The 13727-nt window shown below is 60.0% G+C and carries 10 protein-coding genes and 1 pseudogene; 3 read left to right on the top strand and 8 right to left on the bottom strand.

From position 1 onward, the window contains the following. Positions 1 to 38: 38 nt before the first annotated feature. The 3 genes from rpoD to rpsU form a co-directional block, all read right to left on the bottom strand. Positions 39 to 1886: an RNA polymerase sigma factor RpoD gene (gene rpoD / locus ACZ0AI_RS14360; protein WP_463566151.1), complete on the bottom strand. Its 1848-nt coding sequence runs from the start codon at positions 1884 to 1886 to the stop codon at positions 39 to 41. A 67-nt stretch (positions 1887 to 1953) separates the two neighbouring features. Continuing rightward, a complete protein-coding gene (dnaG, locus tag ACZ0AI_RS14355; RefSeq protein ID WP_463562447.1) occupies positions 1954 to 3933 on the bottom strand; it encodes a DNA primase in 1980 nt (659 codons plus the stop codon). A 142-nt stretch (positions 3934 to 4075) separates the two neighbouring features. After that, a complete protein-coding gene (gene rpsU / locus ACZ0AI_RS14350; RefSeq protein ID WP_003296736.1) occupies positions 4076 to 4291 on the bottom strand; it encodes a 30S ribosomal protein S21 in 216 nt (71 codons plus the stop codon). Positions 4292 to 4498: 207 nt separating this feature from the next. Between rpsU and tsaD the strand changes: the two genes are divergently transcribed. After that, on the top strand, positions 4499 to 5524 hold the full coding sequence (gene tsaD, locus ACZ0AI_RS14345) for a tRNA (adenosine(37)-N6)-threonylcarbamoyltransferase complex transferase subunit TsaD (protein ID WP_463562446.1): 1026 nt from the start codon (positions 4499 to 4501) through the stop codon (positions 5522 to 5524). A gap of 39 nt (positions 5525 to 5563) precedes the next feature. On the opposite strand, the gene plsY is transcribed toward tsaD, so the two are convergent. Continuing rightward, on the bottom strand, positions 5564 to 6133 hold the full coding sequence (gene plsY / locus ACZ0AI_RS14340; RefSeq protein WP_463565941.1) for a glycerol-3-phosphate 1-O-acyltransferase PlsY: 570 nt from the start codon (positions 6131 to 6133) through the stop codon (positions 5564 to 5566). Positions 6134 to 6207: 74 nt separating this feature from the next. Between plsY and folB the strand changes: the two genes are divergently transcribed. Continuing rightward, the gene (gene folB / locus ACZ0AI_RS14335) at positions 6208 to 6564 is read left to right on the top strand and encodes a dihydroneopterin aldolase (protein WP_225838005.1); all 357 of its coding nucleotides are present in this window, start codon (positions 6208 to 6210) and stop codon (positions 6562 to 6564) included. Continuing rightward, positions 6555 to 7082: a 2-amino-4-hydroxy-6-hydroxymethyldihydropteridine diphosphokinase gene (gene folK, locus ACZ0AI_RS14330; protein ID WP_225838007.1), complete on the top strand. Its 528-nt coding sequence runs from the start codon at positions 6555 to 6557 to the stop codon at positions 7080 to 7082. Before folB ends, folK begins: the two co-directional genes overlap by 10 nt. A 262-nt stretch (positions 7083 to 7344) precedes the next feature. Here the strand turns inward: folK and ACZ0AI_RS14325 are convergent, their stop codons facing one another. The 4 genes and pseudogenes from ACZ0AI_RS14325 to ACZ0AI_RS14310 all read right to left on the bottom strand — a co-directional run bounded on the left by ACZ0AI_RS14325 (position 7345) and on the right by ACZ0AI_RS14310 (position 13484). Then, on the bottom strand, positions 7345 to 8565 hold the full coding sequence (locus tag ACZ0AI_RS14325) for a multifunctional CCA addition/repair protein (RefSeq protein WP_463562445.1): 1221 nt from the start codon (positions 8563 to 8565) through the stop codon (positions 7345 to 7347). Positions 8566 to 8651: 86 nt separating this feature from the next. Then, positions 8652 to 10221, bottom strand: a pseudogene (locus tag ACZ0AI_RS14320) (SpoVR family protein). Then, on the bottom strand, positions 10218 to 11489 hold the full coding sequence (locus tag ACZ0AI_RS14315; RefSeq protein ID WP_463562444.1) for a YeaH/YhbH family protein: 1272 nt from the start codon (positions 11487 to 11489) through the stop codon (positions 10218 to 10220). Before ACZ0AI_RS14315 ends, ACZ0AI_RS14320 begins: the two are co-directional and overlap by 4 nt. Before the next feature lie 72 nt (positions 11490 to 11561). Next, on the bottom strand, positions 11562 to 13484 hold the full coding sequence (locus ACZ0AI_RS14310; protein ID WP_463562443.1) for a PrkA family serine protein kinase: 1923 nt from the start codon (positions 13482 to 13484) through the stop codon (positions 11562 to 11564). Positions 13485 to 13727: the final 243 nt, after the last annotated feature.

Genomic DNA, 13727 nt, shown 5'->3' with positions numbered 1-13727 from the left:
AGCTCGCGCTGTCCGGCATTTTTTATTCCCGTGAAACCTTACTCGTCGAGGAACGAGCGCAGGTGTTCGCTACGGGTAGGGTGACGCAGCTTGCGCAGCGCCTTGGCTTCGATCTGACGAATACGCTCACGGGTAACATCGAACTGCTTGCCCACTTCCTCAAGGGTGTGGTCAGTGTTCATGTCGATCCCGAAGCGCATGCGCAGCACCTTGGCTTCGCGGGCAGTCAGGCCGGAAAGCACTTCGCGAGTGGCTTCCTTGAGACTTTCCACGGTGGCTACGTCGATCGGGGACTGCATGGTGCTGTCCTCGATGAAGTCGCCCAGGTGCGAGTCTTCGTCGTCGCCGATCGGGGTTTCCATGGAGATCGGCTCTTTGGCGATCTTCAATACCTTGCGGATCTTGTCCTCAGGCATTTCCATGCGCTCACCCAGCTCTTCCGGAGTAGGCTCGCGGCCCATCTCCTGAAGCATCTGACGGGAGATGCGGTTGAGCTTGTTGATCGTCTCGATCATGTGCACCGGAATACGGATGGTGCGTGCTTGGTCGGCGATCGAGCGAGTGATCGCCTGACGGATCCACCAGGTTGCATAGGTCGAGAACTTGTAGCCGCGACGGTATTCGAACTTGTCCACCGCCTTCATCAGGCCGATGTTGCCTTCCTGGATCAGATCGAGGAATTGCAAGCCACGGTTGGTGTACTTCTTGGCGATCGAAATCACCAGACGCAGGTTGGCTTCGACCATCTCTTTCTTCGCGCGGCGGGCTTTCGCCTCACCGATCGACATGCGACGGTTGATGTCCTTGATCTCGGCCAGCGTCAGGTCGCTTTCGGTCTGCAGGGCAATCAGCTTCTGCTGGCAGCGCTGAATGTCGGCCTGCAGGTTGCCGATGGCTTCCGCATACTTGGATTTGCCTTTGGCCAGGCCAGCAGCCCAGTCCAGATCAACTTCATTACCCGGGAACAGGCGCAAGAAGTCGGCGCGCGGCATACGTGCATCACGTACGCACAGCTGCATGATGGCGCGCTCCTGGCCACGCAGACGATCCAGCGCTTCACGTACGCGAACCACCAGGGCTTCGTACTGCTTGGGCACCAGCTTGATCGGCATGAACAGCTCGGCCAATGCCTTGAGCTCTGCGATGGCCTGTTTGCTGCTGCGGCCATGCTTCTTCAGCGCTTTCTTGGCGATTTCCAGCTGATCGGAGACTGCGGTGAAGCGGCGCAGAGCCTCTTCAGGATCCGGTCCACCGTCGCCTTCTTCTTCCTCGTCGTCGCTATCGCCGTCTTCTTCATCGTCGCCCTTTTCTTCGGCAGCGGCATCGCCGGCCGCAGGCACGGGAGCAGCAGCTTCAGCAGGAACGATGCCGTCATCCGGGTCGATGTAGCCACTGAGGACTTCGACCAAGCGGCCGCCCTCGGTGGTGACGCGGGTGTATTCGGCGAGAATGCTGTCGACGGTACCTGGGAAGTGGGCAATTGAACCCATTACTTCACGGATGCCTTCCTCGATCCGCTTGGCGATTTCGATCTCGCCTTCACGGGTCAGCAGCTCCACAGTACCCATTTCGCGCATGTACATGCGCACCGGGTCGGTGGTGCGACCGATATCGGTTTCAACCGCAGCCAACGCAGCAGCAGCTTCTTCAGCGGCGGCTTCGTCGGTGTCGGCATCGGCCAGCATCAGGGCGTCTGCATCCGGAGCACTCTCGTGTACCGGGATCCCCATGTCATTGATCATGCGGATGATGTCTTCCACCTGCTCAGGATCTGAAATATCCTCAGGCAGGTGGTCGTTGACCTCTGCGTAAGTCAGATACTTCTGCTCACGACCCAGGGTGATCAACTCTTTGATACGAGATTGCTGTTGCGCTTTTCCGGACATAACACCCTATCCACTGAAGGTCTTGGCGGGCTAAAAACAAGCCGAGGATTATACCTCAGCTCGGCGCTCAGGCGCCAGTTGGGGTCTTGCTGGGCGAGGAAAGACTGCTGTAATGCTCACGCAGCAGAGCCTTTTCCTCGTCGGTGAGTTCGCTAGGGCCTTTCTGCATGATGCTACGCAGAGCGGTTTCGCGGCGTCGTAATGACTGACTATGGACAAGTGTAGTTATGGTGTCGAAAAACTGCCGTTCAAGGTTGTCTTGATCGATTAACCATTCTTTTTCTGCCAGAACCTTGAGTAGTCGGCCTTGTTCGGTGCCGTGCCAGCGAGCGATCAGTTGCAGCGAGCGCAGGGTGGGCTGCTTCTGTAATGTGCCCACCAGGGCTACCAGCAGCTGAGCATAGGTGTCGCCTTCGGCAGCGAAATTGCTGACATCATCAACCCTCTGCGCCAGTTCGGGGTGGTGTAACAGGCTACGCAGAGCGCTCAGGTGGGGCGACTCGACGCTCACTGCGGTGCGCGGTGGGTGGTAGTCATCACGGCCTTTCTTGCTCCACTTGCCACCCTCTTTTTTCCAATCGCCCTTACCCTGTTTTCTGGTTGGGCGCTCGAATGCCGGGGCGGCTGGGTGCTCATCATGGCCAGGCGCTGCGTCGTAGTAGGCGCTGTCGGGGATGGCTTCGAAGTGCGGTGCAGGGCTATTGCCCTCTTGCTGAGGGAGCGCGGATGCTTGTCGAGCGGGTGGCGCGGATATCTGGCTCAGGGCGTCGCTGCTGAGGCCGGTAATCTGGGTCAGGCGTTGGCGCATCAGGGCGCGCAGGGTGTTACCGGGGATCTTTTCGATCAGCGGTGCGGCCAGCGTCACCAGGTGTGCTTTGCCTTCCAGCGAGCGTGGGTCGGCTTCTTCACTCAGTTGCTGGAAGAAATAATCAGCCAGTGGTTGGGCGTGCTGTTGAATGCGTGCGCGGAATGCATCGGTACCCTCGCTGCGTACCAGGGTGTCCGGGTCTTCGCCTTCAGGCAGGAAAAGGAAGCGGGCTCGACGGCCATCCTGCAGGTTTGGCAGGGCGGCTTCCAGTGCACGCCAGGCTGCATTGCGGCCGGCCTGGTCGCCGTCGAAGCAGAACAATACGCTTGGTACCAGGCGAAACAGGCGCTTGAGGTGTTCCTCGCTGGTGGCGGTGCCCAGGGTTGCCACGGCGTTGCGCAGGCCTTGTTGGGCGAGGGCGATGACATCCATGTAGCCCTCGACCACCATGACTTCGTCGAGATTGCGGTTGTGCTTGCGCGCCTCGTACAGGCCGTAGAGTTCCTGGCCCTTGTGGAATACCGGGGTTTCCGGGGAGTTCAGGTACTTGGGTTTGTCGTCACCTAGCACCCTTCCGCCAAAGGCGATAACTCGGCCACGGCTATCGTGAATGGGGAAAATCACCCGATCACGGAAGCGGTCGTAACGTTTGCCGCTATCCGGGTTTTCCACCAGAAGGCCGGCGTCGATCATTGCCTTGTGCTGCAGGCTGTCGCCGGCCAGATGTTTGAGCAGGTTGTCCCAGCCCGGTGGGGCGAAGCCGAGGCCGAAGTCGCGGGCGATTTCGCCTGATAGTCCGCGGCCTTTCAGATAGTCGACTGCGGCGCGGCGTTGCGGGTGGCTTTTGAGTGCCTGGCGATAAAAGTCCCCGGCCGCCTTGAGTAGGGCGTAGAGCGGCGAGTCGCTGGGCTGGCGCGGTTTGCCGCCGCGCCCGCCGTCCTCTCGCGGGACGTCCATGCCGGCGCGTTTGGCCAGTTCCTCGATCGCCTGGGGAAACTCCATTTGGTCGTGATCCATCACGAAGCCCAGGGCGTTACCACCAGCACCACAGCCGAAGCAGTAATAGAACTGCTTATCTGGGCTGACGGTGAAGGATGGCGATTTTTCCTTGTGGAACGGGCAGCAGGCGCTGTAGTTCTTGCCGGTCTTCTTCAGTTGGATACGCGAACTCACCACGTCGACGATGTCGGTGCGGTTAAGTAGGTCATCAATAAAGGATTGCGGGATCAGGCCAGCCATAAATGCTCAGTACTGCTGCAGCGCTGTAGGGAACAATAGCGGCAAAAACGCAAAAACTCCGAACATTCGCCCGTGGGCTATGCGGAGTTTTTGGCGATAATGCCCGGCTTGCGCCGGGCATTCAGGCGTTGCGAGTACTGTATTAGTACAGGCGAACGCTGCGGCGCTGCTCGCGCTGCACTTTCTTCGCGTGACGCTTGACCGCGGCGGCGGCTTTACGCTTACGCTCGGAAGTCGGTTTTTCATAGAATTCGCGGCTACGAACTTCGGCCAGAACACCGGCTTTTTCGCAGGAGCGCTTGAAACGACGCAGAGCTACGTCGAAGGGTTCGTTCTCTTTAACTTTGACGGCTGGCATCCAGAGCTACCTTCTTTATTACCGGAGGTTTGTGTCTTCCTGGCAATAGCACGGAAAGATCACAGGTTTTTAAGGGTTGCGGATGTTACCGCCTAGTCAGGCGGAATGCAAAGCCTCTGATCGAAAAGCGCTGGTCTGTGCCGCTTAGCGACGATTATTATGCCGACCTTTCACGCCCTGCGGGCTGTTTAAATTCAAGGCGAAACCATGCTGGTGCTGGGATTGGAAACTTCGTGCGACGAGACCGGTGTCGCACTCTACGACAGCGAGCGAGGTCTGCTCGCCGACGCACTGTTCAGTCAGATCGACCTGCATCGCGCTTATGGCGGCGTGGTGCCGGAGTTGGCCTCGCGCGACCACGTCAAACGCATGCTGCCGCTGATCCGTCAGGTGCTGGAAGAGGCCGGCTGCGTGGCAACCGATATCGACGCCATTGCCTACACGGCGGGCCCTGGCTTGGTCGGCGCACTGCTGGTCGGGGCGTCCTGTGCCCAGGCGCTGGCCTTTGCCTGGGATGTGCCGGCGATTGGCGTGCACCACATGGAAGGCCACCTGCTGGCGCCCATGCTTGAGCCTACTCCACCGGCCTTTCCGTTCGTCGCTTTGTTGGTTTCAGGCGGGCATACCCAACTGGTTCGGGTCGACGGAATCGGTGAATACCAGTTGCTCGGTGAGTCCCTGGATGATGCTGCCGGCGAAGCGTTCGACAAGACCGCCAAGCTGATGGGCCTGCGTTATCCCGGTGGCCCGGAGATCGCCCGGCTCGCCGAGCGCGGCACGCCAGGACGCTTCGTGTTCCCGAAGCCGATGACCGATCGCCCTGGCCTGGATTTCAGCTTCAGTGGCTTGAAGACCTTCACCCTCAATACCTGGCAGCAATGCTGCGCCAATGGCGACGACAGCGAGCAGACCCGTTGTGACGTGGCCTTGGCGTTCCAGCAGGCAGTGGTCGAGACGCTGACCATCAAATGCCGGCGGGCGCTCAAACAGACGGGCCTCAACAGCCTGGTGATCGCCGGCGGCGTAAGCGCCAATCAGGCACTGCGCCTGTCGCTGGAAGACATGCTTGCAGCGCTGAAGGGCAAGGTCTTTTATGCCCGTCCGGCATTCTGTACCGACAACGGTGCGATGATCGCCTACGCCGGGTGCCAGCGTCTGCTGGCCGGGCAGCATCAGGATCTGGCGATCAGCGTGCAGGCGCGCTGGCCGATGGAGCAGTTACCGGCGTTGTGACTCCGCCCAGGCTGCATGAAGTTCGCTCATGGCTAGTATCTAGAAATGCCGCTCACGGCCGGCCCACAGATCGCGTAGATTGCTGCGGTGACGCCAGACGATCAGCCCGCTGAGTACGCACATCGGCAGCAGCGCGGCCGGCTGTTGCCAGGCTAGCAGGGGCAAGGTCAGCGGCGCTGCGGTCAGTGCCGCGAGGGAGCTGGTACGGGTCAGTGTGAAGGTCAACAGCCAGGTGCAGAGCGCCAGCAGCGCCGCGGGTGGATACAGGCCCAGCAGCATGCCGGCTGCGGTGGCGACGCCTTTGCCACCGCGAAAGCGGAAGTAGATCGGGTAAAGGTGCCCGACCACGGCCGCCAGCCCCAGCCAAGCCTGCTGTTGCAGCTCGAATCCAAGGTGGGCGGCAAACAGAACCGGCAGCAAACCTTTGAACAGATCGCCAATCAGCGTGAGAATGGCCAGGCGTTTGCCGGCCACCCGTAGCATATTGGTGGCGCCGGGATTGCCCGAACCGCTGGCGCGCGGGTCTGCCAAGCCGGTCATGCGGCTGAGCAGGATAGCGAAGGACAGCGAGCCGAGCAGGTAGGCGAGGATCGCCAGCAACCAAAACATGGTATCCATTCCGCGCCGGGGGATGCCCGATTCTAACGAGGTACGGCGAGCTTGTCGTGCCATGGAGAGCATGCTTGGACACAGTGTTTATCGCGGGTCTGGAAGTCGACACCGTTATCGGTGCCTACGACTGGGAGCGCACCATTCGCCAATGCCTGCAGCTTGATCTGTGGCTGGGTTGGGACAACCGTCCGGCGGCCGAAGATGATGACTTGAGCAAGGCGCTGGATTACGCCTCGGTGTCCACGCGTATCCAGGCCTTCGCCAGCGAGTCGCAGTTCATCCTCGTGGAAACCTTCGCCGAGCGCCTGGCCGCACTGCTGATGAGCGAGTTCGGCATTCCCTGGGTGCGCCTGCGCCTGACCAAGCCGGGCGCTGTGCCTGCTGCCCGTGGTGGTGTTGGCGTGGAGATCGAGCGCGGATGTCGCTAACCCCGATACTGCTGGGCCTGGGCAGCAACATGGAGCGCGAAGTGCACCTGCGCGCTGGTCTCGATGCCCTGGCCGATATCATCACCGACATGCGCTGCTCGCCAGTCTTCGAAAGCCTGGCGGTTGGCATCAAGAGTGGCCCGTTCTTCAATCTGGTGATTGCTGGATATACCGAGTTACCGCTGCTTGAACTGGATCGCCGGCTGAAATTCATCGAAGCTGATAACGGTCGCTATGCGCCGGATCGAAAGGGCTTGCCGCTGGATATCGACGTGCTGATGTATGACACGCTGGTCGGCAGTTTCGATGGGTTGGTGCTACCGCGTGCGGAGATTCTCAGGAATGCCTTCGTGCTCAGGCCGCTGGCTCTGCTGGTGCCCGATGTCGAGCATCCGGGTGTAGGTCGCAGCTTCGCCCAGTTGTGGCGCGAGGCGCGGATCGAGCAGCAACTGTGGCCGGTTTCCTTCCAGTGGCGCGGTGCCGAGCTGACGCCTGACGAGTTGCTGCCGTCGCCCTAGGGTCTGTTGCCGTTTCAACGCGAGCCGCGTTGCCGCGAGAAATCTCGCCAGGTTAGGCGGAGGACGCAGGGAATGGCGTTCCCTTTTCAAGTCCTCCAACGACACATGGCGAGATTTCCCGCGCAACCCGCAGGGCCGGGCCCGTTTTGCCGCGATGCTGCGTTTCTCGCCAGCTCATTTAGCCAGCTAAACTTCGCGGCTCGTGCCTTGCCTCGCGGTAAAACGGGCTCCGGCGCGGCCGTGCGTGAAACGGCAACAGACCCTAGGCTCCCTTGAATGCCTTCAGTGCGGCAAGGCGCTCGCGATTGAGCGCTTCGCCCAGTTCCGCGCCCTTGTAGCCGCGCTCCAGTAACGGTTGCACGGCCACTTGGCGAACCGCCTGCATGGCGTCCAGCAGGTAGGCGGCCTGCGGATATTCACGCTGTTCCAACCCATGCCGGCCACGGGCATCCATCTCGCTGGCCGCGACAAAGGCTTCGAAGCGTTGCGGGCGGCGGAACACGTCAAAGCGCTGCATCAGCTCCAGTAGAGTCGATGCGCGCAATTCCAGGGCACGGTGAGCGTGGGTGTGAAACTCGCCGACCAGCTCGGCCAACTCCTGGCACTCCCGAGGCACCTTGCAGCGGCTGTTGATCGCCTTGATCAGCGGGATACCTCGGTGCTCATGGGCTATGTGTCGGGGCCAATCGGCAGGTTTGGTCAGCCCCTTACCCACGTCATGCAGCAGGCAGGCCCAGCGCACCGGCAGAGGTTGCCCGTGCTCGGCGCACTGGCGCAGCACGGCCAGCACATGAATACCGGTGTCGACCTCCGGGTGGTGTGCCGCTGGCTGCGGCACACCAAACAGGGCGTCCACCTCTGGCAGCATGGCCGCCAAGGCGCCGCAATCGCGCAGCACCTGAATGAAAACATCAGGCCTCGGTTCCATCAGCGCGCGGGATATCTCCTTCCAGCTGCGCTCGGGCGTGAGAGCGTCCAACTCACCGGATTCGGCAAGCTGGCGCATCAGCGTCAGGGTCTCGGCTGCCACGCTAAAGCCTAGCGGTGCATAGCGGGCAGCGAAGCGGGCCACGCGCAGAACGCGCAGCGGATCTTCGGCAAAAGCTGGAGATACATGGCGCAGATGTTTGGCGGCGAGGTCACGTTGCCCGCCGTACGGGTCAATAAGCTGGCCGTATTGGTCTTCGGCGATGGCGTTGATGGTCAGGTCGCGGCGGATCAGATCCTCTTCCAGAGTTACTTCCGGGCTGGCGTGGAAGGTGAAACCGCCGTAGCCGCGGCCACTCTTGCGTTCGGTGCGCGCCAGCGCATATTCCTCACCGGTTTGCGGGTGCAGAAACACCGGGAAATCTGCACCGACCGGGCGATAGCCCGCTTCCAGCATGGCCTCTGCAGTGCTGCCAACCACGACCCAGTCGATCTCGGTGACCGGCCGCCCGAGTAGGCGGTCGCGTACCGCGCCGCCCACTTTGTAGATATGCATAGGGATCTCCGTCATGGGCAGAGGATAACCGCTGCGTCGGAGCCTGTCGTCGCGAGGCATCACTGGGCCCAGGTTGGGCCCGGTGTTCAGAGGGGAGGGATGTGCAGATCCAGACGTGGCAAGTCGCCGTCCGAGGCAGCGTTCTTCGGTGGTACGTGGTGAGTATTGACGATCTGTTCACCTTGCAGCGTTTGCAGGTGAATATCGAAACCCCACAAGCGGTGCAGGTGTTTGAGCACGTCTTCGGTGGAGTTGCCCAGTGGTCTGCGATCGTGTTGGAAGTGGCGCAAGGTCAGTGAGCGATCGCCACGTCGGTCGATGTTCCATATCTGTACGTTGGGTTCGCGATTGCCCAGGTTGTACTGGGCAGCCAGGGTTTCGCGAATGACCTGGTAGCCGGGTTCATCGTGGATGGCGGGTACGCTCAATTCGTCTTTCTGGTCGTCGTCGAGAATGCTGAACAGCTTGAGGTCGCGGATTACCTTGGGCGACAGGTACTGAAGGATGAAGCTCTCGTCTTTGAAGCTGGTCATGGCGAATTTCAGTGTGCTCAGCCAGTCGCTGCCGGCGATGTCGGGGAACCAGTGGCGATCCTCCTCGGTCGGCTCCTCGCAGATGCGGCGGATGTCGCGGTACATGGCAAACCCCAGGGCGTAGGGGTTGATGCCGCTGTAGTAAGGGCTGTCGAAAGACGGCTGAAGCACCACGCTGGTGTGTGATTGCAAAAACTCCATCATGAAGCCCTCGGTAACGAGGCCCTCGTCGTAGAGGTCGTTCATCAGGGTGTAATGCCAGAACGTTGCCCAGCCTTCGTTCATGACCTGGGTCTGACGCTGCGGGTAGAAGTACTGGGCGATCTTGCGCACGATGCGGATCACTTCGCGCTGCCAGGGCTCAAGCAGTGGCGCATGTTTTTCCAGAAAATAGAGGATGTTTTCCTGAGGCTCTGCCGGAAAGCGCTTGTTGTCCTCATCGCCGGCCTTGCTGGCGCTCTTGGGGATGGTACGCCACAGGTCGTTGATCTGGCGCTGCAGGTGCTCTTCTCGATCTTTCTGACGACGGCGCTCTTCCTCGGCTGATATCGGGTAAGGGCGTTTGTAGCGATCCACGCCATAATTCATCAGCGCATGGCAGGAGTCGATCAGATCCTCGACCGCATCGATGCCATGGCGCTCTTCGCACTGGGTGATGTACTGCTTGGCGAACACTAGGTAATCGATGATCGAACTGGCGTCCGTCCAGGTGCGGAACAGGTAATTACCCTTGAAGAAGCTGTTGTGTCCATAGCAGGCATGAGCGATCACCAGCGCCTGCATGGTGATGGTGTTTTCCTCCATCAGGTAGGCGATGCAAGGGTCGGAGTTGATCACGATTTCGTAGGCCAGGCCCATCTGCCCACGGCTGTAGGATTTCTCGGTGCTGAGAAACTGCTTGCCGTACGACCAGTGGTGATAGCCCAGCGGCATGCCCACGGAGGCATAGGCATCCATCATCTGCTCGGCGGTGATCACCTCAATCTGGTTCGGGTAGGTATCCAGTGCGTAGCGTTCGGCGAGCCGGCTGATTTCCCGGTCGTAGTCGCGGATCAGCTCGAAGGTCCGATTCCGAGCCAGTGGACAGGGGCTGGCGTTTCCTGCTGCTGGCGTTGCTGCTCATGTCGAAAGCCTCCGCTGGAACAGTTCGCGGAATACCGGGTAGATGTCGCCCGCCGATACCAGTTGCTGCTGGGCGAAGGTTTCCTCGAACGCTTCGGCGACTCGTTCGTATTCGAACCACAGGGCCTGGTGTTCGCGTGGGGTAATTTCCACGTAGGTGAAGTACTGCACGAAGGGCATGATCTGCTTGATCAGGATGTCCCGGCACACCGGCGAATCGTCATTCCAGTTGTCGCCGTCGGAAGCCTGGGCGCCGTAGATGTTCCATTCGTTGACGGGATAACGCTCGGCCATGATCTCCTGCATCATTTTCAGGGCACTGGATACGATGGTGCCGCCGGTCTCACGCGAGTAGAAGAACTCTTCCTCGTCCACTTCCTTGGCGCTGGTGTGGTGGCGGATGAAGACCACGTCGATCTTGTCGTAATTGCGCTTGAGGAACAGGTAGAGAAGGATGAAGAAGCGCTTGGCGACATCTTTGGTCGCCTGGGTCATGGAGCCGGATACGTCCATCAGGCAGAACATCACCGCCTTGGAGCTGGGAGTGGGGTGTTTGACCAGCAAGTTGTACTTGAGGTCGAACGTGTCGAGAAACGGAACGCGGTGAATACGCGCGCTGAGCCGTTCGATTTCGGCTTCCAGGAGCTGAATGTCGCCGAAGTTGTCGGGTTCTTCACGGCGCAGGCGTTCCAGCTCTGCCTTGGCTTCACGCAATTTTGCCCGGCTGCTGCCGGACAGCGCGATGCGCCTGGCATGGGCCGAGCGCAGGGTGCGGATGATGTTGATCCGCGACGGGTTGCCCTCGCTGCTGATACCGGCGCGTACGGTCTTGAAGGTCTCGGCGCCGGTCAGATGGCGTTTTACCAGATTGGGCAGCTCCAGATCCTCGAACATGAAATCGAGAAACTCTTCCTGAGTGATCTGAAAGACGAATTCATCCATGCCGTCGCCGGAATTGCTGGCCTTGCCAGCACCCTGGCCGCCACCACCGCCCTGCGGCCGTGGGATGCGTTCGCCAGCGATGAAATCCTTGTTGCCGGGATGCACGACGGTCTGTTTGCCGCCCCGGCCATGGTGCAATACCGGTTCGTCGATATCGCGGCCGGGAATGCTGATCTGCTCGCCGTGTTCCATGTCGGTGATGGAGCGGCGGCTGACCGCTTCTTCCACGGCCTTCTTGATGTGATCACGGTAACGACGGATGAACCGCTGACGGTTCACCGTGCTCTTGTTCTTGCCATTCAGGCGACGGTCGATCACGTAGCTCATACAAGCCCTCCGGGCGCTACAGGCTTCAAACCACGGGCGGCTGAGCCGCCATGGCCTGAAGCCTGAGGCCGCTTACTGCGATTTACGTACGCGCAAATACCATTCGGACAGCAGGCGAACCTGCTTCTCGGTGTAGCCGCGCTCGACCATGCGGTTGACGAAGTCGTTGTGCTTCTGCTGATCCTCTTTGCTGGCTTTGGCGTTGAAACTGATGACGGGCAGCAGATCCTCGGTGTTGGAGAACATCTTCTTCTCGATTACCACACGCAGCTTCTCGTAGCTCAGCCAGGTGGGATTCTTGCCGTTGTTGTTGGCTCGGGCGCGCAGCACGAAGTTGACGATTTCGTTGCGGAAGTCTTTCGGGTTGCTGATGCCAGCTGGTTTCTCGATCTTCTCCAGCTCCTCGTTGAGGGCTACGCGGTTGAGGATCTCACCGGTCTCCGGGTCGCGGTATTCCTGATCCTGAATCCAAAAATCGGCGTACAGCACATAGCGGTCGAAAATGTTCTGTCCGTACTCACTGTAGGACTCCAGGTAAGCGGTCTGGATCTCCTTGCCGATGAACTCGATGTAGCGCGGCGCCAGGTACTCCTTGATAAAGCGCAGATAACGTTCGCGCACTTCGCCCGGGAACTGCTCCTGTTCGATCTGCTGTTCCAGCACGTAGAGCAGATGCACCGGGTTGGCGGCGATTTCATGGGGGTCGAAGTTGAACACCTTGGAGAGAATCTTGAAGGCGAAGCGGGTCGACAGACCATTCATGCCCTCGTCGACGCCGGCGGCGTCGCGGTACTCCTGAATCGATTTGGCCTTGGGGTCGGTGTCTTTGAGGTTCTCGCCGTCGTAGACGCGCATCTTCGAGTATATGTTGGAGTTGTCCGGTTCCTTGAGGCGCGACAGGGTAGAGAACTGGGCGAGCATCTTCAGGGTGTCAGGCGCGCAGTGGGCGTTGGCCAGCGAGCTGCTGATCAACAGCTTGTCGTAGATCTTGATCTCGTCGTTGACGCGCAGGCAGTAGGGCACCTTGACGATGTAGATACGGTCGATGAACGCTTCGTTGTTCTTGTTGTTGCGGAAGGTGTGCCATTCCGATTCGTTGGAGTGGGCCAGCAGGATGCCGTTATAGGGAATCGCCCCCAAACCTTCGGTGCTGTTGTAGTTGCCTTCCTGGGTAGCAGTGAGCAGTGGATGCAGCACCTTGATAGGTGCCTTGAACATCTCGACGAATTCCATCAGGCCCTGGTTTGCCCGGCACAGTGCGCCCGAGTAGCTGTAGGCATCGGCATCGTTCTGCGGGTATTCCTCAAGCTTGCGAATGTCCACCTTGCCGACTAGGGCGGAGATATCCTGGTTGTTCTCGTCGCCGGGTTCGGTCTTGGCAATGGCGATCTGGTTGAGAATCGAGGGGTAGAGCTTGACCACGCGGAACTGGCTGATATCGCCACCGAATTCGGCCAGACGCTTGCTGGCCCAAGGCGACATGATGCTGCCCAGATAGCGTCGTTCAATGCCGTAATCCTCTTCGAGGATTGCGGCATCCTCGTCTGCATTGAACAGTCCTAGCGGAGATTCGAATACCGGTGAGCCTTTGATGGCGTAGAAGGGCACCTTCTCCATCAGTTGCTTTAGCTTCTCTGCCAGGGACGATTTACCGCCGCCAACGGGGCCCAGCAGATAAAGGATCTGTTTCTTTTCCTCCAGCCCCTGAGCCGCGTGGCGGAAGTAGGAAACGATCTGCTCGATGCACTCTTCCATGCCATGGAAATCGGCGAAGGCGGGGTAGCGGCGGATAACCTTATTGGAAAATATGCGTGATAAGCGCGAGTTGTGCGACGTATCGAGCAGCTCCGGTTCGCCGATTGCCATTAGCAGGCGTTCGGAAGCACTGGCGTAGGTGCTGCGATCCTGTTTGCACAGTTCGAGGTACTCTTGCAGCGAGTACTCCTCCTGGCGGGTCGCCTCGAATCGTTGCTGGAAGTGACTGAAAATGCTCATGACTTCACCTCGCTCGATGCTTGGAGCCGGCCGGGATCGGTCGAGCGGGTGCATGCAGACTCGGTGCTTGCGCTACCGAGATGAATCCCCCGAGCACCCCGCAGCTAGTCAGAACCTCGTGGTCGGCCTGTCCGTGGCGTGGCAGGTTCAAGGACAGCCGCCGCGCTGATACTACCCGCGCGGCGTATCGGCTGCCTTCTCCCGCCATGACCATTCGTTGCATGGCCTGACTGTCTGCTGAAG

The sequence above is a fragment of the Pseudomonas sp. AC355 genome, assembly GCF_979258205.1.
The sequence above is the reverse complement of the archived record's forward strand: the minus strand, read 5'-3'. Positions and strand labels throughout refer to the sequence as shown.